This window comes from Spirosoma terrae (assembly GCF_010435915.1).
In the GTDB taxonomy this organism is placed as follows: domain Bacteria; phylum Bacteroidota; class Bacteroidia; order Cytophagales; family Spirosomataceae; genus Spirosoma; species Spirosoma terrae.
In genome coordinates this window covers 134,450-154,982 of the sequence record NZ_JAAFZH010000004.1, presented here as the reverse complement: position 1 = coordinate 154,982, position 20,533 = coordinate 134,450, and the positions used below count along the sequence as shown (strand labels likewise).

The window sequence follows — 20,533 nt, the reverse complement described above, 5'->3', positions numbered from 1 at the left end:
TGCCAATTGGCAATTGTGTTTACAACCCTGCCACGCAACTTTGCTCCATCATTAAAACGAGACAGATGGAACCTACGAATCTCCTACGGCAAATTGAGTTCATCAAGGAAGTGGACAAGCTGAAATACATTCTTCGTAAAACAAAGTTGTTGAACAGTGATCGAAACGAGAATGATGCAGAACATAGCTGGCATCTGTCTCTGATGGCTATTGTTCTGGCCGATCATGCGAATGCGCCTATTAACCTGCTGAAGGTCATTAAGATGCTCCTGATTCATGACATTGTTGAAATTGACGCGGGTGACACCTTTATCTACGATACGCAAAAGAACCATGTCAATACCGAAGAAGAAAGAAAAGCAGCCAGACGAATTTTTGGGCTACTGCCTGATGATCAGGCTAATGACTTAATAGCCATATGGGAAGAGTTTGAAGAGGGGCAAACGGACGAAGCCAAGTTTGCCCGAGCTATGGACCGCCTGGAACCACTTCTCCAAAATACGTCGAATAACGGCGGTACCTGGAATGAGTTTGGCGTGAACTATGAGAAAGTGTATACCAAAAAGCAGGTGATCAAACAAGGATCTGAGCGGATCTGGCAATATGCCGAACAGCTCATTAACGACAGTGTTGAGAGAGGAATCTTAAAGAAGTAGGGGAGTGTTTTGCTGCTGAGTCCAGATTTAGATAATTGGTTATAAATGGTCAAGCCTACAGCGAGTAGTAGGTTTGAGTAATTTGTTTAGCCGGACTTGTTGGATAGGCCGTCATGCTCTTAAGATCAGCTTCAATCTTTTGTGCGATTGTAGTCATCGGTGTATCGGTAGGCTGATTCTCAAAGGGGTCTTGCAATTGAATGGCACTTTTCTCAATCAGAATGAAAGCTGAGGAGAGAAGGGTGACCAGAGGTACATCCAGAAGATAATGTATTGAATCGAAACAGAAGGGGAGAATCGTAGCAAACAAGTAAATAAATACCTGCATATTAAACGTATAGGTTCTGGGGAATACCGTGCTTTTTATTCGTTCACATCGTCCCATTGAATCCGTGAGGTTGTTAAGCGTTGTGCTTAGCTGAACCATCTGAAAATCAGTTAGCTGTTGGTTTTGATAGAGCCTTCGAATGGCCAGGCCATGATCTAATAAGATGGCATTCGGTTTATTGGTTGACCTATTTACGCGCTGTTGATCAGATAATGGTAGGAACTTGTGTAATCGATCAGTTATGTCCTGACCCCGCAGGGTGTCGCCCAGTACAAAGCACCAGGCGCATTGACGCTCAACAAAGGAGTGTAGCAGTGACTCATTGTCTGGCTCTTCGGTAAGAAACATTTGAAGTTGACGGATTAAGCTACGGCTGTCGTTGACAATTGCACCCCAGGCGGTTCTGGCTTCCCACCAGCGGTCGTAGGCTTGATTGGTGCGAAATGCCAGTAGCAAAGCAATGCAGGTGCCAAGTATAACAGCAATGGTGATTGGGATCACCAAAACCAAGGGACTATAGAGTTTGAGTAGAACAATAAGGTTGGCAAACAAGAAAATAAGTAATGCCTGACGAAGTATATTCTTTATGAAGAATGATAATGAAATTTTATTATTTAGTAGCATAAAGCTTTTTAGTGATTTTCATCGAACAGGGCTTGCCAAAGGTCGTTATGTTTGTGATGGATAGTCGTGTCGAGATGAAAACTGATCAGACCAATATCAAAGAGATCTGTCAATAATTGGATGTCAAACTTTAGTTGAAACTTCCCGCTGAACAAAAACCGAATTAAACAAAAATAGACTGTCAACATGGAAAGCCTACCGCAAGTGAATATGCTCACGGTAGGCCAAAGCCAAGTAAAGGCAGTTTGTTTCAGCGAATGATTTATGACAAGATGAATGCTGTTGATAAAGGATCAAGGTAACTGTCCTCTTAAAGTAATAACTGCATATATAGGGCCACGGCAATCAGACCACAGCTAAACCTAGTATATAATACTCCTTTCCCTGGCTGCCATTGCGTATATCAACAATTAAGTCTTTGTTCTGCCAGCTAACAGGGTCTACACCATTAATAGTCCATGTGTCTTTGGCTAAACGTAATTCTGGGCCGCCCCGGATTACACTCATAATATTGATCAACACTTTCGGGATTACGACTGCATCAGTCACCGTGAAGAGATCATTGAAGTTGATTCGCATCGCTTTATTGGGTTAATGATAAATTAAAACGGTTTTCTACGCTAAGCATAGTTACTTGCCAGTTGACTCTCTACGTGTTGCTCTGTATAGTATCTATTTTACAAAAGACGCTAACTCCGTAAGCTGTCAGTATGGGGTAACGTCATACAAAGCATTACAGTAAACAGGAATTCCATGAGGATAGCTAGAGTACCAATTAACGATGTTGGTTAATAGTCTGCACGAAATAGAACTGGCAGGGCAGGTCTATACGATTAGCTGGTTTAGGTATCCGAATGAATTGAGTATTGGTAAGTACCGGGAAATACGGAGTCGAAAGGTGACTAAGCAAAGTAGAAAGTTCGTGACCGCTGGTTGTGAAGCGTCGACGAATTAATCAGTATGGCAAACGTAGCAAGGCCACTAGTATATGAACACCTGAATGCCGGAAATGTTTGATATTCAGATTATTCTTTAAAGCCACGGTCTGTACTTGGTTGACGGATAATATATTGATAAGTTGATGGCAGTTCAATCAGTTATCAGATTTGTTCTGAAAGTAAGAATTGCCCGGCTTCCAGATAAGCACGCATCAGGTGACGATAAAAGTAAACTCGATCCCTACCAATGAAAAAAGCTCTTTCATTTGGATAGGGGCAGGCGAAGTATAAGCCGTTGGCAAAGTAACCTGACCCAACGCCAATAACCTGATTGAACGTAGGAGAGATAATGGTTAATTGCTCATGGTCAAGTGCCGTTGATTTAACGACGTAGGCCATCTGCCGCATCTTATCCAGCAAACTAGTTATATCCTGCTGTTGATCCTGATCATTCACCTCATCGGTAAAACAAATGCGATTTCCTGCCATAGCCGTCTGCCGAAGCAAATCGCTTACTCCTCTAATCAGTTCAATCCAGTCGATCTGGTTCTGAAATGTGAAGGGCACTGAAGGGAGAAAGACCCTGGATTTGAAGAAGTAAGCCAACTGCTCCAGATGATCAATCAATTGTGGCTTAGTCCATATGCTGTCGGGGTAGTTGATCATAACCAACGACATTTGACTGCCGGTAAGTACGTATGCAGCAAAGCTGTTACAGTGAGAACGGGGTAATGTCTAAAATAATTGCAGGATTAGAAAGGTATTTAATTATAAACGTATTAAGACTTTTTGAAAACTAGTCTTGAAAATAAATAAAGCGTTTTCATGCCAATTGTGTTCTACTTTAAACCCGGTCTGGTGGGAATCAGGCAAGCAAGAACAAGTTGTAATGAAAGCACTACGATGCTCACTAGATTAGCTGGTAAGTCAGTGGAGTCTAAATAGTCCGTGACGAGACAATGGCGAGTATGTATACATTTTGCTTAAACTGAAATAAACAATGTTCGTTGCCTACATGCTATCTTATTCGTTACGTTCACAACCTTGATAAACGTAGCAAGTATTTGCCTGCACCTAAAGATCATTAAAAGAATTCTTCATGTTTTAATCAGTTAGTACTTTATGGCAATCAACACGCTGGTCATTATCACAGGCTATGGTTCGATCTCTCCAAAGCCTGTGAGGAAGGCTTATCTAAATAGTAGCCAGGAAATGGCTATGCATCGATTTGTTCAACAAAACCCGGGTGTTCGCGATGTTAGCGTAGTGATTATTGATTTTGAGGATGAATTGACCATCCGTCCTAATGGTGACATTGTGGCCTATTAATATCTGCAAGCTAACGCTAATTGGACTTATACTCGTGAATAGGCTTATTAGACTTCAACACTGGAAAGGGCATGTGCGTAGCCTGCCTGTAAGGATATAGCTAACTAATTACACTGTAGTGGATTCTCCAGACCTCCCGTACACATTATTGCCAGTTGGAAAGTTTAAAAGAGAAATACGTAAGCTGATTTTTCAGCTTGCCTGATTTTAGAAACCATTTCCGTTTCAAGAATTGAGTAGCAGGGAGCTCCCTATAAGTAAACCTTACTACGCGCAATCTTTGGCATTAGACACCATTTCTATGCTAAAAAGGGTAGTTTCAGAGTTATGAATCGCAGAGATTTTCTTGCCGCAACGGCCAGCGCGACGGCGTTATTTCCTATGCTGACCACTCAGCCGAATGCAGCCTTTCCAATAATTGACACCCACATTCACTTATTCGATACGACACGTAAGCAAGGCGTGCCGTGGCCAACGCCCAAGGATGGTGAGTTATACCAACCGGCCCTTCCTGAACGGTATAGAATGATTGCTAAGCCTCACGGCATTGTGGGCGCAATTGTGGTAGAGGCAAGTCCCTGGGTCGACGATAACCAGTGGGTGCTGGACGTAGCAGCTAACGATCCGATGATTGTTGGAATGATAGGAAATCTGGAGCCTGGAACACCTGACTTTCGGCCGCACCTTGATCGGTTGAAGCGAAACCCGCTGTTTAGAGGTATCCGGTACGGCAATCTTTGGGGAAGGAACCTCTCTGCCCAGCTGTCAAACCCGCAGTTTGTAGACGATCTCAGGTATTTGGCACAGGCAGGATTAGTACTGGATACTGCTAATCCTAACCCTGACTTGCTGGCTGCCGTTCTCCGGTTAACTGACCAGGTACCAGCTTTAAAGGTAATTGTCGATCATCTGCCACAAATGACCATACCAACGGCTAAAGCAGACCAGAGTCGATACGAAACCGTTCTAAAAGAATTAGGAAAACGGCTCCAGGTCTTCGTAAAGGTTTCTGAAGTTTTACGTCGGGTTGACGGAACGATCCCGACCTCGCTTAACTTTTACCGATCCCGGTTAGACGAGATTTTTGAGCAATTTGGCGAAGATCGATTGCTGTACGGCAGCGATTGGCCGAACAGTGATCAATGGAAACCGTTTGGTGTTGGTCTGGGACTTGTTCGTGACTACTTCCTGTCTAAAGGCCCCACCACTGCTGAGAAATATTTTTGGCGGAATTCAATAGTGGCTTATCACTGGCAAAAACGCGAATCATCTCAGCCTGAGTAGTTTATTCTTTATAAAACATTGATTGTTAATAATTTGTGGTTTTAGCGGGGTTTGGTTAACGTAGTGAAAACCAGGCCAGTCAGCTATACTATACCTATGAGCTTAGCGATAAGCTTTTGGCTAGTCTTTTTCTTTCTAACAGCCAGGCAAGGGCGACTGTTGCCGTAGCCAGTCATAGATAAGGTTTCGGTTCCCTACTGCAGTTATAGATCTATCTCCCCCAAACAATCATTTCTGAAAGTTAAAATGGTATTTATGAAGTATTTTATTGTTTTTTGGTTTATTTCAAAATATAATTCTTATTTAATTAAAAATAATAAATTTAAATTCTGATATTTATAGTGATTTTAGTCGATATATTTTCTGTGTTGTAAGCTGAACTGCTTTTTACGATTACACTTCACTCAAACTAAAATAGGAGGATACCCCCTTGAATCGTCGAGATTTTATTCAGTTGACAGGATTGGGAACCGGGGCCCTGATAACCGGTATACCCATTGTTGGCCGCGCTGTTACGCCAGATGAACTCATGGAGCCGGGTTTAGATGTGGCCATCAAAAAACGGTTGGCTGATGCGGCTCTGAACGCTGCCAGGTCGAAAGGCGCTACGTATACCGATGTGCGTATCGGTCGTTATCTTAACCAATTTGTAATGACGCGCGAAAGGCGAGTCCAGAACATTCTCAATACTGAGTCGTTTGGCGTGGGTGTTCGGGTCATTGCCGACGGTTGCTGGGGTTTTGCCGCCATTGGTGACACGCAGAGCGAAACCGACGTAGCGAAAACGGCCGAGCAGGCGGTTTCGCTGGCAAAGGCCCATGCTAAATTGCTGAAAAAGCCTGTTGAACTGGCGCCCCAGAAAGGATTTGGTGAGGTCAGCTGGAAAACACCCCTTCAAAAAAATGCCTTTGAGATTCCGGTTAAAGAGAAAGTTGATCTACTGTTATCGGTCAATGGCGCTGCCCTTGATAATGGCGCCAACTTCGTGAACTCGGTGCTGTTCATGGTCAACGAACAGAAATACTTTGCCTCGACCGATGGTTCGTATATCGATCAGGACATCCACAGGATCTGGCCTAATTTCACCGTTACAGCTATCGATAAGCAAACCGGAACGTTTCAGACCCGTAACGCACTGAGCGCACCGATGGGTTTGAGTTACGATTACCTGCAAACCAATCCGAAGGATAAGCTCACCGGCGTAACGACGCTGTATAACATGGGCTACGATATGCTGGAGGACGTAACGGCTGCCGCAAAACAGGCTAAACAGAAAATTACGGCCAAATCCGTCGAAGCCGGTAAGTATGATCTGATTCTCGATCCATCGCATACCTGGCTTACCATCCATGAGTCCGTTGGGCACGCCACGGAACTAGACCGCGTACTGGGCTATGAAGCCAACTTTGCCGGTACGTCGTTCGCTACGCTGGATAAGTGGCAATCCAGAAAATTCAACTATGGAAGCCCTATCGTCAATTTCTTCGCCGACAAAACGCAGACGGGTTCATTAGCGGCTGTTGGCTGGGATGATGAAGGCGTTAAAACCAAACGCTGGGATATTATTAAAGATGGCATACTGGTGAACTATCAGGCCATCCGCGATCAGGTAAACGTATTGGGCGAAGCTGAATCGCATGGTTGTTGCTACGCCGATAACTGGGAAACTGTTCAGTTTCAACGGATGGCTAATATCAATTTAGCGCCTGGAAAGGAACCACTCTCGGTTGACGAGATGATCCGGGATGTCAAAAAAGGCATTTATATTATTGGTGATGGATCGTATTCGATCGATCAGCAGCGGTATAACTTTCAGTTTGGGGGCCAGCTTTTCTACGAAATCAAAGATGGGAAAATTGTAGGCATGCTTCGGGACGTAGCGTACCAATCGAATACCCAGGAGTTCTGGAATTCCTGCGTGAAAGTCTGTGATGAGCGCGATTATCGGTTAGGGGGCGCATTCTTCGACGGAAAAGGCCAGCCACCTCAGTCCAATGCTGTTTCCCACGGCAGCGCTACCGCACGTATTAACGGTGTTAATGTCCTGAATACATCCCGAAAAATCTAGAATTAGTTTTTGGTCTATCGTTACTGGATGATTGATCGGCAGCATTGTTGATTCGGCTTTCCAGAACCAGTACACGATGAACAGGAAACCATAAACAACCATCCTATTTATGGCTATCATCTCAAAGGAAGAAGCAAAGAAAATCCTGGATAAAGTATTAGCTTTTTCCAAAGCTGACGAAATGAGTGTAAGTCTTGGCGGCTATAAATCCGGGAATATACGATATGCGCTCAACGAAGTATCGACGGGAGGAGAATCCGACAATCTGAGTCTGTCCATTACGTCCGTATACGGCAAAAAAGCCGGTACCGCTACGCTCAACGAATTCAGCGACGCAGCCATTGAGCGAACCGTTCGCCGGTCAGAGGAAATAGCCCGATTGGCTCCCGAAGACCCGGAATATATGAAAATGCTTGGCCCGCAGAACTACATGGAGACACCCACCTTTTCGGAGAGTACGGCCAGGATAGACTCCATGTTTCGGGCGCAGGCTGCTTATAACAGTATTGATCCCTGCGTGAAAAAGAACCTTACGGCTGCCGGATTCCTGGATGATTCGGCCGGATTTACCGCCATTGCCAATAGTGCTGGTTTGTTCGGGTACAATAAAACAACATCAGTACAGTTCTCCGTAACAGCACGAACGGCTGATGCGACCGGTTCGGGCTACGTAACGCGCGACTTCAACGACGTAGCGAAACTCGATACCAAAAGCACAACGGAGGTCGCCATACAGAAAGCGCTGGCGTCGAAAAATGCCCGTGCGCTGGAACCCGGCAAATATACCGTCATACTCGAACCAACGGCCGTCAGTAATCTGATGCAGGGTATGGTGGGTAGCATGGATACCCGTAGCGCCGATGAGGGGCGTAATTTCCTGACTAAAAAGGGAGGTGGTACACGGTTGGGCGAAAAACTGTTCGATGAGCGCGTCACGATTTATTCCGACCCCACGAATCCTGATGTCCCCACGGCTCCATTTTCGGGGGAGGGAGGAAGTCGTTACCGGGCAGGTGGTGTTCTGAATGGCTCTGCCCTGGGCGATGCCCGTCCTCAGGAAAAAGTCATGTGGATCGAGAAAGGCGTGGTTAAAAACATGAGTTCATCGCGGTTCTGGGCCGATAAGAAGGGCATCAAGGGAATTCCACCTCCGTTAGCCATTGTCATGCAAGGCGGTAGTGAATCATTGGCTGAGATGATCAAAAACACAAATAAGGGTATTCTGGTGACGCGTTTGTGGTACGTTCGCATGGTTGATCCACAAACGTTATTACAAACCGGACTTACCCGCGACGGTACGTTTTATATTGAAAATGGGCAGATTAAATTTCCGATCAAGAACTTCCGATTTAATGAGAGTCCGGTTATCATGCTCAATAACGTAGAAGCAATGGGAGCTGCCATGCGAATTGGTGGTAACATGATTCCTCCTCTGAAAGTCCGCGACTTTACATTCACCAGTCTGTCGGATGCCATTTAATGGACCAGGGGAGAAGCCCCCGGTTAGTCGCTACTGGAACCCCATTTTGTCTGTTTCCACTACCTAATTCGATTAATTCTACTAAATAGTAAGAAATTGTATTTTATTGAAAAACAAATAACTAGTTAGTTTTTATTAATAATCCCGTAATAAACATTGGTTTTTAGGTGGAATTCTGCCTTTAAATTCTAAATTTTAGGGCAGAAATCGTGCTCACTTACCAGAGAAGAGCGGTTTAACGCTTACTCTAATTTAACCTATAGGAGGAACAACTCTTGAATCGCCGAGATTTTATTCAGTTGACAGGATTGGGAGCAGGGACCCTTATGCTCCCGTCTATTTCAGGATTGGGCCGGTCTGTTAGCCCTGAAGCCCTTTTAGAACCCGGTTTAGACGTAGCCGTCAAAAAACGACTGGCCGATGCGGCTCTGAATGCCGCCAAGGCGAAAGGTGCTACGTATGCCGATGTTCGAATTGGCCGCTATCTGAATCAGTTTGTGATCACTCGTGAAGATCGGGTGCAGAACATCGTCAACACCGAATCGTTTGGGGTAGGTGTTCGGGTCATTGCCAACGGTTGCTGGGGTTTTGCCGCTATCGTAGATGCTAAAAACGAGAGCGATACTGCCAAAGCTGCCGAAACTGCTGTGGCTATCGCTAAAGCGAATTCAAAGATTCAGAAAGAGCCGGTGCAATTGGCTCCTCAGAAAGGATTCGGTGAAGTTAGCTGGAAGGCTCCGATTCAGAAAAATGGTTTCGAGGTACCCGTCAAAGAGAAGGTTGATCTGCTGATGGCGGTTAATGGAGCTGCTATGGCTAATGGTGCTAACTTCGTGAACTCGGTGCTGTTCATGGTTAATGAGCAGAAGTATTTTGCTTCAACCGATGGCTCGTACATCGATCAGGATATTCATCGGATCTGGCCCAACTTTACCGTAACGGCTATTGATCGGCAGACGGGCGTTTTCCAGACCCGGAATTCGCTGAGTGCACCAATGGGAATGAGTTACGATTACCTGCAAACCAATCCAAAAGATAAGATTACAGGTATCACCACTCGTTACAATATGGGTTACGATATGCTGGAAGACGTAACGGCGGCAGCCAAGCAGGCCAAACAGAAAGTAGCCGCCAAATCGGTAGAAGCAGGCAAATACGATCTGATTCTTGACCCGTCGCATACCTGGCTTACCATCCACGAATCGGTTGGGCACCCGCTCGAACTAGATCGTGTGTTGGGTTATGAAGCCAACTTTGCCGGTACGTCATTTGCTACGTTGGACAAGTGGCAATCCAAAAACTTTAACTACGGTAGCAAGCAGGTTAACTTCATTGCCGATAAAATTCAGCCAGGCTCGTTAGGGGCGGTCGGTTGGGACGATGAGGGCGTAAAAACCAAGCAATGGGATCTGGTGAAAGATGGTGTGTTGGTGAATTATCAGGCCATTCGCGATCAGGCTCATATCATTGGCGAAAAAGAATCGCAGGGCTGCTGCTATGCCGATAGTTGGGGATCTGTTCAGTTCCAGCGTATGGCAAACGTATCGCTGGCACCGGGCAAAGAGAAATTGTCGGTCGACGAGATGATCAAGGACGTTAAACGGGGTATTTATATCATTGGTGATGGTTCGTTCTCGATCGACCAGCAGCGGTATAACTTCCAGTTTGGTGGTCAGTTGTTCTACGAAATCAAAGACGGTCAGATCGCCGGAATGCTCCGGGACGTATCGTACCAATCGAATACACAGGAGTTTTGGAATTCCTGTGTGAAAGTTTGTGATGATCGGGATTACCGTCTGGGCGGATCATTCTTTGACGGAAAAGGTCAGCCATCGCAATCGAGCGCTGTGTCGCATGGTAGTTCGACGGCCCGTATCAACGGTGTCAACGTGATCAATACAGCGCGGAAAATTTAAAATGGTATATAATTTCGGTATACAGGTTACGCATTTGACTTTTACATCCCGGACGTGCCAATGGTCAGGCGTCATTATAGTGCGTTGAAAACTGTAAACTGATAACTTTTAAGAAATGGCAATTATTTTGTCTGAATCTGAGGCAAAAGCTCTGATGCAGAAAGTATTAAGTTACTCTAAGGCAGATGAGTGTGAAGTGAATATTCTTGGCGAGGAGCGAGGAAATATTCGATATGCCCGTAATACTGTATCCACCAGCGGCTCGATAATTAATAAAAATCTAGCGGTTCGGTCTGCGTTCGGGAAAAAGGTTGGCGTTGCAACGATTGATGAGTTTGACGATGCCTCGTTGGAGAAAGTAGTCCGCCGGGCGGAGGAGCTCGCTCAGCTGGCTCCTGAAAATCCGGAGTACGTTGAGCTGTTAGGGCTTCAGCAATACGTAAAAAGCAATGGTTTCTTTGAGTCGACGGCTAAAATAACACCTTCCAATCGGGCCGAAGCCGTTGCGCAAAGTTTGCAATTGATTGCGGGTAACGCGTCAAAATTGCAGGGCGCTGGCTTTTTACAGGATTATCGTGGCTACAGAGCCATGATGAATTCGAAAGGGGCATTTGCTTATTATCCGAGTACGAATGTCAATTTTTCGCTGACGGTACGTACCGACAACGGCAAGGGCTCGGGATACGTAGCACGCGGTTACAGCGATTTTTCAAAGCTTGATACGGTAGGGGCTACCAAAATCGCCATTCAAAAATGCCTTGGATCGGCCGAAGCGAGAGCGCTGGAACCTGGTAAATACACCGTCATTCTGGAACCAACGGCTGCCGCCGTTCTCCTGGAAAATATCTTCTGGAATGTGGATGCCCGTTCGGCCGACGAAGGACGTTCTTATTTCAGTAAGGCAGGCGGAAAGTCGCGGTTGGGCGATAAGATTGTCGATGAGCGTATTACGATTTATTCAGACCCAACCAATCCTGAGTTGCCGTCGTCGCCCTGGTCGGGCGATGGTCAGGCTCAGAGCAAACGGATGTGGATTGAAAAGGGCGTCGTGAAAAACCTGGCCTATTCGCGCTATTGGGCAAAAAAACAGGGCAAACAGCCGGTACCTTATGGTAGTAATATGATTGTGGAAGGTGGCAATACGTCGCTGGAAGAGATGATCAGAACGACCCAACGCGGTATACTGGTGACTAAGCTCTGGTACATTCGGGAGGTTGATCCGCAGACAATCCTGCTGACCGGCCTTACCCGTGATGGTACGTTCTATATTGAGAATGGCAAAATCAAGCATGCCGTCAAGAACTTTCGGTTTAACGAAAGTCCGATCATTATGCTGAACAACCTGGAATCGTTGGGGAAACCTGAGCGTGTCGTGAGTACCGAATCGGATCAAAACTATCTGATTCCGCCCATGAAAATACGGGAGTTTACCTTTACCAGTTTATCCGACGCTGTGTAAAAAGTAGCCGATATTCTGTGCCTTTTCGTAAATTCAGGTAAGAATAAAATCCTGTCAACGTATGGAAACTGTCGTAAGAAAACCATTGACTAATCTTCAACTAGAGCTTTTGAAGACCTTTTCCCATCAGTTGGAGGAAACTGAATTGCTGGAAGTTAAAAAAATTCTGGCTGAATTTTTTGCGAAAAGAGCTGTTGAACAGGCAAATGCAGCCTGGGATCAGAAAGGATGGACAGATGAGGATGTTGATCGGTTACTGGAAACGAAAATGCGGAAAAATAGTAAAGAGAAGTGAAGACGGTTCTGGATACCAACGTTTTGTTGGTTTGTATTTCAGATCGCTCTCGATTGCACTGGATCTTTGAGGCTTTGTTGAATCAGCGCTTTACACTGTGTGTAACAACGGATATTCTTTCGGAATATGCTGAGATTATTGAACAACAGATGGGAACAGTAGCTAGTGAGAGCGTATTAGCGGTTGTCGAAAACCTACCCAATATTCAGCTAGTTACTACATACTACAAGTTTAATCTGCTGAACGATGAAGATGACAATAAATTTGTCGATTGTGCCATTGCTTCAAACGCTGATTTTATTGTAAGTCATGATAAAGATTTTAATGTTTTAAAGCAAATAGAGTTTCCCAAAGTATTAGTAATCAGCACTGGTCAATTTAAAGACACCCTGGGTGAACACGATTGATCAGTGCTTTAATCAACACTTCTCGACGAACCTCTTTGAAACCGTTTATTTTCACTCGAATTCAATACACCTCTGGTGACTGGGATACTGATCAACGGATGCCATCCAATATTCTGCATTCATTGGTTGAGTATACGACGATTCCGGTCGACCAGAAAGAAAAGGTGGTGCAGTTGAGCAGCCCCGATATTTTTAAGAGTCCATTCTGCTATATGAGTGGACACAAACTGGTCGAGTTTTCTACGCAGGAGCGCGATCATTTCAAACGCTACGTTCAGAATGGCGGGTTCGTGTTTGTTGATGATTGCAATCACGATATCGATGCCCTGTTTGCGCGGTCGTTCGAGCAGGAGATGGCCCGGACGTTCGGCCCGAAGGCCCTGCAGAAAATTCCGAATAATCACCCGATCTACACCTGTTTTTTTAAGTTTGAAGAAGGGCCACCTACTACGTCGTTTGAACTGAATGGCTGGGGCGATGACCTGGTACATGACTACCTGAAGGCCATTACCATCAATGGCCGGATAGGCGTTTTGTATAGCAATAAGGATTACGGCTGCGAATGGGATTACGATTTTCGTAATAAGCGATTTTTGGCTGAAGACAATACCAAGTTTGGTGTAAACATAGTGACCTATGCATTGACAACGTAATACAAAATGTATGATATAGAATTCTACAGCATACATCTTATATCATACATTCTTCACCTATTCTTCATCAATTGACCTCTATACAACCTGAGACAGAAAATTGGAATCAACAGACTTAAACCACTACAAAACGCTGGTGGCCAGATTGCCACAGCTTCGAAATGAAATCGGCAAAGTTATTATTGGTCAACAGGAAGTCATCAGCGAGGTGCTGATTTCGTTGCTGGCAGGTGGTCACTGCCTGCTGGAAGGTGTTCCGGGTCTGGCTAAGACGCTGATGGTGAAAACAATGGCTGATGCGCTGGCCATGAAGTTCAAGCGTATTCAGTTTACGCCCGACTTGATGCCTGGCGATATCGTTGGCACGGAAATTCTGGAAGAGGACCACGAAACGGGAAAGAAGTTTTTCCAGTTTAACAAGGGCCCTATCTTCGCGAACGTCGTGCTGGCCGACGAAATTAACCGGACTCCACCCAAAACCCAGGCAGCTCTGCTGGAGGCTATGCAGGAATATAAGGTTACGTATGGCGGCAATGACTATGCCTTACCCCGGCCATTCCTGATTATTGCTACCCAGAACCCGATCGAACAGGCTGGTACGTATCCACTCCCCGAAGCGCAGCTCGACCGGTTCCTGTTGTACATCAAATTAAGTTACCCCTCAGAAAGGGAGGAGCTGGACGTACTGAAAAGTACGACGGGAACCAAGCGCCCCGTATTATCGACTGTTTTGTCTGACGAAGACATTCTTAATCTTCAAACCCTGACGCGCCAGGTTCATATAAGCGATGAGTTGATTGCTTACATCAATCGTCTGGTTCGGGCTACACGGCCGCAGGATACGCCCGTGGCTTACGTAAAACAATGGTGCGACTGGGGAGCCGGCCCGCGCGCCGGTCAGGCACTGGTGTTGTGTGCAAAAGCAAGGGCTGTACTCAATGAACGTTTTTCCGTAATTCCGGAAGATATTCAGACGCTGGCTTATCCGGTACTGAGACACCGGATTGCGCTAAACTTCCGGGCCGATGCAGAAGGCATCACGACCGATACGGTCATTAAGGAGCTGATTGCCAGCGTTAAGTAATCATGCTGAAAGGAGTCGTACGGTATTGTTTTTTAGTACGTAGCAACGTACTGGCAGCTAACGAATTATGCTAACGTCTGAACTCATTCGGCTCAATAACCTCCAACTGGCCAGTAAACTAGTTAGCGACGAGGTCATGCTGGGTATCCAGGCCAGTCGCCGGTCGGGGATAGGAACGGAATTTGAACAATATCGCCATTATGAGCCTGGTGATGATCCGAAACGGATCGACTGGAAATTGTTTGCCCGTAGCGGCCACTATCTGGTTCGGGAGTCGGCCACAGAAAGTAATCAGCAGATTCGGTTTCTGATCGATCTGTCGGGCTCGATGAATTACGAAGAAGCGAGCGTCAGTCGATTGAACTATGCGAAAATTCTGCTGGCTTCCCTGGCTTATCTGGGCTATCGACAGAACGACCAGCAGAGTTTGTACGGCCTGCAAAACGGCGATGTGCAAACACTGGTCGGAACCGGAAAGCAGTCCTTCCTAAAAATAGTAGGAACCCTGGAAAGCCTGGCAGCTGCGGGGCAGTGGATTATTAAACAGCCGGTCTTTCCTGAGTTTAGCCGCAAACAGTCGGAGTTGCTGATCATAGCGTCGGACTTTTTACAAGTGAATGATGAATGGTTGACGCTGATTCAGAGCGTGGCGGGTCCGCGCCGGGAGATTGTTATTTTTCAGATTCTGGGCGATCAGGAGATTGATTTCAATCTGAACGGCTTCTATCTGTTTCGGGATCTGGAAACCGGCCGTGAAATCGAGCTACAGGCCGATGCCGTGCGGGATACCGTTCGGCAGGCGGCAACTGATTATCTGGCAAAGCTGGATGAAGCGTTACGTATTCCGCATGTTCGGCTCATTCGGGTTCGGTTGAGCGATCCAATTGGGCAAGTTTTAAGTGGTTTTCTGACCGGAAAGAGATTCTAAATGACATTCTTACAACCGTACTTTTTGTGGGGAGCATTGGCCGTCGCTATTCCGGTCGTGATTCATTTCTGGCATCAGAAAAAAGGTAAACCGCTGGCGTGGGCCGCTACGCAATGGCTCGTTGAGAAGAATCAGCAACAGCAGCGCGGCTTGAAACTGGATAATGTTCTGCTACTGTTGCTACGTTGCCTACTGATCTTGTTGCTGGCAGTGTTGCTGAGCCAACTGGTTATTCCAAAACTGGGCAGTAAAGCCGATATCCGCCCGCTTCATCTGGTTCAGCCCGACGCCCTGGTTCTGAGCAATTTTCGCTTTGAACTGGAAGAAGCCGCGAAGCGGGGAGAAAAACTATATTGGATCAATGAAACCGTAGAGCCAATTGACAAGCCAGACCAGCTACCAGAAAAAAAGCAGTTTAGCCCGCTGTTTCTCCAGGCTGCCATTGATAAGATACGCCAGGAAGATACACCAATACATGTATATGTCCTGAATAACGACAAACTCGCTACGGTTCCGGCGATTTATGTACCTAGCCAACATACCCTGCACACGTTGCCTGATTCGGTGGCTAAGCCACGGTCTTATCTATCGACAAAAGCTGGGCAAAAGCTGTTTGTAAATGGATCGGGTAAACTGACCAGTAGCACAGTTTTAGATCCTGCCGTTCGATTTAATCCGGCTCCGGCTCATACGGGACCGTTACGTGTTTTACTGGATTATCGTAACGAACGCGAACAGCAAACCGTAAGGGCTGCCCTGGCCGCCCTGAGCGACGTTTATGATCTGGATTTGGCCGTTGATCGTGAGCGTTCACAGGCAACGGTCTACGATTGGGTGTTTACGGATCAGCCGGTTGTCAGGCCTGCTGCGTCAACCTTATATATGATTTCGGGGACGCTTGGCTATCCGACAACTAGTAATATGCAGTACAGCGAACGACCGTTTACGCCACAGACTAACGATTTGGTTGCGTCCGGGCAATTGCCGGAATGGCTGGGCGAACAACTGGTTCAGTATTATGAATTGCAGCCTGACGCAGCAGTGCTGAGTCAACAGGAGTTGAAAAATCTTTTTGTGGTATCAAATCGATCAGATAAAAAGCCACAAACGCTGGTGCATAACGCTTTATTACTGCTTTTCATCGTTCTTATACTAACGGAACGGTGGATCGCATTAACCAAAAACGCATGACGAATCCAAAGCAAATTCTATCGTCAGTCAGCAATCAGCTGTATGCCAACGCTTTACTGCGGTGCGTTGTGCTGGCTGTTTCGGCCTATATGCTGACGGCTACTTTTACGAATTCGCTCCTGTTATCGTGCCTGGCCGGATTGTTGGGGGTGGTAGCCGGCGTTTTCCTGGGCAGATTGTATGAGAACAAGAAACCCCAGGCCATTCGGTTGATTCATCAGACCGTTGGCGATGCTGAATATAGCCTACCGTTGTTGGACAAAGATCAACTGAATATAGCCGAACAGCTCCAGTTGGAACGGCTGAACGAACGAATTCGTGAGGCTAAAATTCCGACGGTGGTTTTTTCGCAATTGTGGGTATATGGGTTGGTCTTGCTGCTGGCCGTAGGTATTCACGTTGGCTACCCGCTGTTGCAGCGGTCAACGCTGACTTCGCCTATCCCACAACGGGAAGCAGGGGTTGCCGTTACGTCCGAAAAACCGACGGCGCCAACATTCCAGTCTGCTGAGCTGCGTATTCAGCCGCCAGCCTACACGCAATTACCAGTACGTTCCTCGTCGGATCTGAACGCATCGACCATCAATGGGTCTGTTCTGAACTGGCGGCTGATGTTCAGTCACAACCAAAAGCTGTCGGTTCGTTTGGTTAGTAACAAGGGTGTTGAGGTGCCATTCAAGCCTTCGGGCAATACGTTTGTGTATCAGGATCGGCTGGTCAACTCGGGGCTGTATGCCATTAAAGCGTATTGGTCGGGTTTCAATGGCCGCGACTCGCTGGTTTATCAGTCAGATTACTATCGGCTGGAAGCCCTGCCCGATTTGGCTCCTAAAATTGTTCCGGAGTCGAAAGAACTTTACAAGTATCATTTCCTGAAAGACCCCAAAAATATCGGCATAACGGCCACCATATCCGATGATTTCAACGTAACGCAGGCGTTCATTGTAGCGACCGTAGCTCGTGGATCGGGTGAAAACGTGAAGTTCCGCGAGGTGAAAATGCCCCTGGACAAGTCCAACTTCAAGGAATCGAAACTGACGAAGCAAATTGACCTGAAAGCGTTGAATTTCGCACCGGGGGATGAGCTCTATTATTACTGGGCCGCGTTTGATAATCGTCAGCCCGAACCCAATTTTTCGAAGTCTGACACGTATTTTCTGGTATATAAGGACACGACCAAACAGGAAGATGGTGAGCTGGCAACCATGGCCGTCAATATTATGCCGGACTATTTCAGAAGCCAGCGCCAGATTATTATCGACACAGAAAAGCTGATCGCCCGGCGGAAAAAGATTGCCGATCGGGCGTTTAAGAGCACATCCAATGAAATTGGCTTCGATCAGAAAGCACTTCGGTTACGTTACGGACAATTTCTGGGCGAAGAATTTGAAAAATCAATCGGCGGTGGTGGCGCTCCTCCCATTCCTACCAATGCGGATGGGGCAGTCGTGGCCGGTATGGCTACCATCCAGGCTTATATGCACAAGCACGACGACGGCGAAGAGGGGTTGACGCCCGCTACGCCTGCACCACCGGCCCATTCTGCCGATGATGGCCATAATCATGGCGGTGGCGGAGGTAGCGGAAACGATGAAGGTAAAGACCCGCTGGCTGCGTTGATGGAGCAATACGTTCACTCGCACGATGATGCGGAGGTTAATACGTTCCATGAGCAGTCGACACGTAGTCTTCTGAAAATGGCGCTGGAACAAATGTGGGAGTCTGAGCTGCATCTGCGGTTGTATGAACCCGAAAAAGCGTTGCCCTACGAGAAGAAAGCTCTGGAATACCTGAAACTCTCGCAGCAGAAAGCTCGGTCTTTTGTGAAAAAAACCGGTTTCGACCCTCCACCGATCAAAGAACAGGAACTGCGACTGACGGGTGAACTGAAAAATGTAAATGCCAGCGGTAATCAGCAGCGGGTCTATGACCAAATCCGAATCGAATCGCTGGTTGGTGATGTGTTGGGTTTTCTGGAACTGGACAAACTCAATGCCAATCAACGTCGAACGGTTCAGGAATTGGGCACCATGCTGACCGATCGGATTATGAACAGTGGGCTGGCCAATTGGTCGGTATTGACTGGATTGCAGAAGCTGGCTGCCGGTAAATCGTTAGCTGATTCAGAGAAGAGTCAGCTAAAAACGAAGCTTTATGAGCTGGCGGGTGCTTCGCAGCAAACGAATCGCTCCTATATCAGTGAACGCAAACTCGAACGGTCTTTCTGGCGACACCTGCAATGATTTCTTTTCAATTCGACCGAACCGATACGCTCAGCTGGTTACTGATTGTTGGCCTGTTTCTGATGCTTGCTGTTCAGATGTGGCTCATCTTACGTAATGAGGCATTATCGGGCCAACGTAAAGCGCTACGTCTGGTACTCAACGGACTGCTTTGGCTTTCGTTGCTCACCTACACGCTACGTCCTGTATGGAACGTAACGAGCGATACGTCCCACGCGCTGCTGGTTAGCGACGACGTTCCAAGTGATGTTCGCCAGAAATTCAGTGACAGCCTGAAGCTAAAAGCGGTGGTCACAGCCCGAACATTTGATGGCAACCGGTTTGATTCCGTGACGGTATTGGGGCAAGAGTTTCAGCCCGAGTTCCTGAGTGGGCTGAGTCGGCAGGCGATTCGCTGGATTCCCTACTATGCGACCGACCAGCTTCAGGCGATTCGCTGGAAAGGAATTGTTCAAAAGGGAGAGATACAGCAGGTGACCGGCACCCTTCAATCGTCGAAAAAACAACGTATCAAGCTGGCCTATGCCGGGCGTGTGCTGGACAGCCTCGACTTGGCTGAAGGGGTTGCTACGTTCAATTTGAAATTTCCTGTATTTACGGTAGGACGTACTGAAACGGAATTAGTACTGGATCGGACGCCCCTGGATACGGTTCGGTTTTTTGCCCGTTCGTTAAAACCGTTAACGTATCAGTTTATTCTGAGTACGCCCGATTTCGAAAGTAAAACCTTGGCCGACTGGCTGGGGAAAAACGGGAATTCGGTTCAGATGGTCACTACATTATCCAGGGACATCAGTAATAAGCTGACGATCAATAAGGCGACTGCTAAACCGGATATCATCATTACAGATCCGTCGAATGCAGGCAACGTAGCCGTTAAACGGGCGATAGCTGATGGGAAAGCGGTTTTGTTCATCAATCTGAGTAATCCCGAAACCGACTGCCGATTGATCAATCAGGCATTGGGGAGTCGCTGGCAGGTGCGCAAAATCTCGAATGAGGCATTAATCTCTGTCGGGACCAATACGGGTCTTCAGGCGTTACCCTATTCGTTTGCCGCCAATGCCGCACAAACAATAATTCCGGGATATCCGGCGGCCATTCAGCGTAGTACGGGAAAAATAGGCGTGAGTCTGTTGAACGAAACATTTCCATTAAAATTAAGTGGCGATAGTCTGGCATATAACCGATTCTGGAATGCTATGATTGCTCAGCTTCAACCTGCCGCGTCGACGAATAGCCAGATTGAGGCACCCGTTCTGGCAGGAATTCGGGAGCAGATCGTCGTGAATAACGTAGCAACTCGTTCGGCTGCATTGACGGTTGATAAGGATACCATTCAGCTGACTTATTCGCCAATCAATGCGTTATCGGCCGTCGGGAAGTGGCGGGTCAATTCGGCTGGTTGGGTTCCTGCTCAGGATTCTTTGGCTGTTTATGCTGAGAAAACCGGCTTTTCTACCGTAGCAAAAAGCATTCTGGTTCAGCGCTATACGGCGGCTCATGCCGCCGACCAATTGCGGGTAGATAGTACACCACGGTTGGCTACTGTTACGTTGCCTGATTGGGTCTGGCTGGTTATTTTGCTAGTCTGTTTTACCGCCCTTTGGGTCGAACCAAAACTCGGGTAGGGCGTTTTAGTTTATTGTC

19 protein-coding genes are annotated in these 20,533 nt (G+C 46.9%); 16 read left to right on the top strand and 3 right to left on the bottom strand.

The window, feature by feature from the left end:
• Nucleotides 1-65: 65 nt before the first annotated feature.
• Nucleotides 66-656: an HD domain-containing protein gene (locus GK108_RS11050; protein WP_163947381.1), complete on the top strand. Its 591-nt coding sequence runs from the start codon at nucleotides 66-68 to the stop codon at nucleotides 654-656.
• A 55-nt stretch (nucleotides 657-711) separates the two neighbouring features.
• Here the strand turns inward: GK108_RS11050 and GK108_RS11045 are convergent, their stop codons facing one another.
• Both GK108_RS11045 and GK108_RS11040 read right to left on the bottom strand, forming a co-directional pair.
• Entirely contained in the window at nucleotides 712-1,608 is an 897-nt protein-coding gene (locus GK108_RS11045; protein ID WP_163947379.1) for a bestrophin family protein, read from the bottom strand.
• A 345-nt stretch (nucleotides 1,609-1,953) separates the two neighbouring features.
• A complete protein-coding gene (locus GK108_RS11040) occupies nucleotides 1,954-2,187 on the bottom strand; it encodes a hypothetical protein (protein WP_163947377.1) in 234 nt (77 codons plus the stop codon).
• 202 nt (nucleotides 2,188-2,389) lie between these two features.
• On the opposite strand from GK108_RS11040, the gene GK108_RS11035 reads away from it, so the two are divergent.
• Nucleotides 2,390-2,563: a hypothetical protein gene (locus tag GK108_RS11035; protein ID WP_163947375.1), complete on the top strand. Its 174-nt coding sequence runs from the start codon at nucleotides 2,390-2,392 to the stop codon at nucleotides 2,561-2,563.
• Nucleotides 2,564-2,708: 145 nt separating this feature from the next.
• Here the strand turns inward: GK108_RS11035 and GK108_RS11030 are convergent, their stop codons facing one another.
• Complete coding sequence (locus GK108_RS11030) at nucleotides 2,709-3,212, bottom strand: hypothetical protein (protein ID WP_163947372.1); 504 nt, start codon at nucleotides 3,210-3,212, stop codon at nucleotides 2,709-2,711.
• Nucleotides 3,213-3,668: 456 nt separating this feature from the next.
• Between GK108_RS11030 and GK108_RS11025 the strand changes: the two genes are divergently transcribed.
• The 14 genes from GK108_RS11025 (at nucleotide 3,669) to GK108_RS10960 (ending at nucleotide 20,514) form a co-directional block, all read left to right on the top strand.
• The gene (locus GK108_RS11025) at nucleotides 3,669-3,875 is read left to right on the top strand and encodes a hypothetical protein (RefSeq protein WP_163947369.1); all 207 of its coding nucleotides are present in this window, start codon (nucleotides 3,669-3,671) and stop codon (nucleotides 3,873-3,875) included.
• A gap of 327 nt (nucleotides 3,876-4,202) precedes the next feature.
• Nucleotides 4,203-5,159, top strand: coding sequence for an amidohydrolase family protein (locus tag GK108_RS11020; RefSeq protein ID WP_163947366.1), 957 nt, complete (start codon nucleotides 4,203-4,205; stop codon nucleotides 5,157-5,159).
• 430 nt (nucleotides 5,160-5,589) lie between these two features.
• The gene (locus GK108_RS11015) at nucleotides 5,590-7,227 is read left to right on the top strand and encodes a TldD/PmbA family protein (protein WP_163947363.1); all 1,638 of its coding nucleotides are present in this window, start codon (nucleotides 5,590-5,592) and stop codon (nucleotides 7,225-7,227) included.
• Nucleotides 7,228-7,336: 109 nt separating this feature from the next.
• Nucleotides 7,337-8,707 (top strand): TldD/PmbA family protein, encoded by a 1,371-nt coding sequence (locus GK108_RS11010; RefSeq protein ID WP_163947360.1) that lies wholly within the window; start codon nucleotides 7,337-7,339, stop codon nucleotides 8,705-8,707.
• Between the two features lie 275 nt (nucleotides 8,708-8,982).
• Complete coding sequence (locus tag GK108_RS11005) at nucleotides 8,983-10,623, top strand: TldD/PmbA family protein (protein ID WP_163947357.1); 1,641 nt, start codon at nucleotides 8,983-8,985, stop codon at nucleotides 10,621-10,623.
• Nucleotides 10,624-10,738: 115 nt separating this feature from the next.
• Nucleotides 10,739-12,082 (top strand): TldD/PmbA family protein, encoded by a 1,344-nt coding sequence (locus GK108_RS11000; RefSeq protein ID WP_163947354.1) that lies wholly within the window; start codon nucleotides 10,739-10,741, stop codon nucleotides 12,080-12,082.
• Between the two features lie 61 nt (nucleotides 12,083-12,143).
• On the top strand, nucleotides 12,144-12,377 hold the full coding sequence (locus GK108_RS10995) for a hypothetical protein (protein WP_163947351.1): 234 nt from the start codon (nucleotides 12,144-12,146) through the stop codon (nucleotides 12,375-12,377).
• On the top strand, nucleotides 12,374-12,784 hold the full coding sequence (locus GK108_RS10990) for a putative toxin-antitoxin system toxin component, PIN family (RefSeq protein ID WP_163947348.1): 411 nt from the start codon (nucleotides 12,374-12,376) through the stop codon (nucleotides 12,782-12,784). Before GK108_RS10995 ends, GK108_RS10990 begins: the two co-directional genes overlap by 4 nt.
• A 35-nt stretch (nucleotides 12,785-12,819) precedes the next feature.
• Nucleotides 12,820-13,437 carry a DUF4159 domain-containing protein gene (locus GK108_RS10985; RefSeq protein ID WP_163947344.1) on the top strand — a complete coding sequence of 206 codons (618 nt, stop codon included), beginning with the start codon at nucleotides 12,820-12,822 and terminating at the stop codon, nucleotides 13,435-13,437.
• 100 nt (nucleotides 13,438-13,537) lie between these two features.
• The gene (locus GK108_RS10980) at nucleotides 13,538-14,521 is read left to right on the top strand and encodes an AAA family ATPase (RefSeq protein WP_163947340.1); all 984 of its coding nucleotides are present in this window, start codon (nucleotides 13,538-13,540) and stop codon (nucleotides 14,519-14,521) included.
• 67 nt (nucleotides 14,522-14,588) lie between these two features.
• Complete coding sequence (locus GK108_RS10975) at nucleotides 14,589-15,449, top strand: DUF58 domain-containing protein (protein WP_163947337.1); 861 nt, start codon at nucleotides 14,589-14,591, stop codon at nucleotides 15,447-15,449.
• Nucleotides 15,450-16,640: a BatA domain-containing protein gene (locus tag GK108_RS10970; protein ID WP_163947334.1), complete on the top strand. Its 1,191-nt coding sequence runs from the start codon at nucleotides 15,450-15,452 to the stop codon at nucleotides 16,638-16,640.
• The gene (locus GK108_RS10965) at nucleotides 16,637-18,883 is read left to right on the top strand and encodes a hypothetical protein (RefSeq protein ID WP_163947331.1); all 2,247 of its coding nucleotides are present in this window, start codon (nucleotides 16,637-16,639) and stop codon (nucleotides 18,881-18,883) included. The genes GK108_RS10970 and GK108_RS10965 overlap by 4 nt, the downstream gene beginning before the upstream one ends.
• Nucleotides 18,880-20,514 (top strand): hypothetical protein, encoded by a 1,635-nt coding sequence (locus tag GK108_RS10960; protein ID WP_163947328.1) that lies wholly within the window; start codon nucleotides 18,880-18,882, stop codon nucleotides 20,512-20,514. Before GK108_RS10965 ends, GK108_RS10960 begins: the two co-directional genes overlap by 4 nt.
• The last annotated feature ends 19 nt before the right edge of the window (nucleotides 20,515-20,533 follow it).

What these genes read in the sequence shown, in the direction of transcription:
- GK108_RS11020 (WP_163947366.1), top strand. Translation starts at nt 4,203, where the DNA reads ATGAATCGCAGAGATTTTCTTGCCGCAACGGCCAGCGCGACGGCGTTA.
- GK108_RS11050 (WP_163947381.1), top strand. Translation starts at nt 66, where the DNA reads ATGGAACCTACGAATCTCCTACGGCAAATTGAGTTCATCAAGGAAGTG.
- GK108_RS11010 (WP_163947360.1), top strand. Translation starts at nt 7,337, where the DNA reads ATGGCTATCATCTCAAAGGAAGAAGCAAAGAAAATCCTGGATAAAGTA.
- GK108_RS10975 (WP_163947337.1), top strand. Translation starts at nt 14,589, where the DNA reads ATGCTAACGTCTGAACTCATTCGGCTCAATAACCTCCAACTGGCCAGT.
- GK108_RS10995 (WP_163947351.1), top strand. Translation starts at nt 12,144, where the DNA reads ATGGAAACTGTCGTAAGAAAACCATTGACTAATCTTCAACTAGAGCTT.
- GK108_RS11030 (WP_163947372.1), bottom strand. Translation starts at nt 3,212, where the DNA reads ATGATCAACTACCCCGACAGCATATGGACTAAGCCACAATTGATTGAT.
- GK108_RS11045 (WP_163947379.1), bottom strand. Translation starts at nt 1,608, where the DNA reads ATGCTACTAAATAATAAAATTTCATTATCATTCTTCATAAAGAATATA.
- GK108_RS10960 (WP_163947328.1), top strand. Translation starts at nt 18,880, where the DNA reads ATGATTTCTTTTCAATTCGACCGAACCGATACGCTCAGCTGGTTACTG.
- GK108_RS10970 (WP_163947334.1), top strand. Translation starts at nt 15,450, where the DNA reads ATGACATTCTTACAACCGTACTTTTTGTGGGGAGCATTGGCCGTCGCT.
- GK108_RS11035 (WP_163947375.1), top strand. Translation starts at nt 2,390, where the DNA reads ATGTTGGTTAATAGTCTGCACGAAATAGAACTGGCAGGGCAGGTCTAT.
- GK108_RS11040 (WP_163947377.1), bottom strand. Translation starts at nt 2,187, where the DNA reads ATGCGAATCAACTTCAATGATCTCTTCACGGTGACTGATGCAGTCGTA.
- GK108_RS11000 (WP_163947354.1), top strand. Translation starts at nt 10,739, where the DNA reads ATGGCAATTATTTTGTCTGAATCTGAGGCAAAAGCTCTGATGCAGAAA.
- GK108_RS10965 (WP_163947331.1), top strand. Translation starts at nt 16,637, where the DNA reads ATGACGAATCCAAAGCAAATTCTATCGTCAGTCAGCAATCAGCTGTAT.
- GK108_RS11025 (WP_163947369.1), top strand. Translation starts at nt 3,669, where the DNA reads ATGGCAATCAACACGCTGGTCATTATCACAGGCTATGGTTCGATCTCT.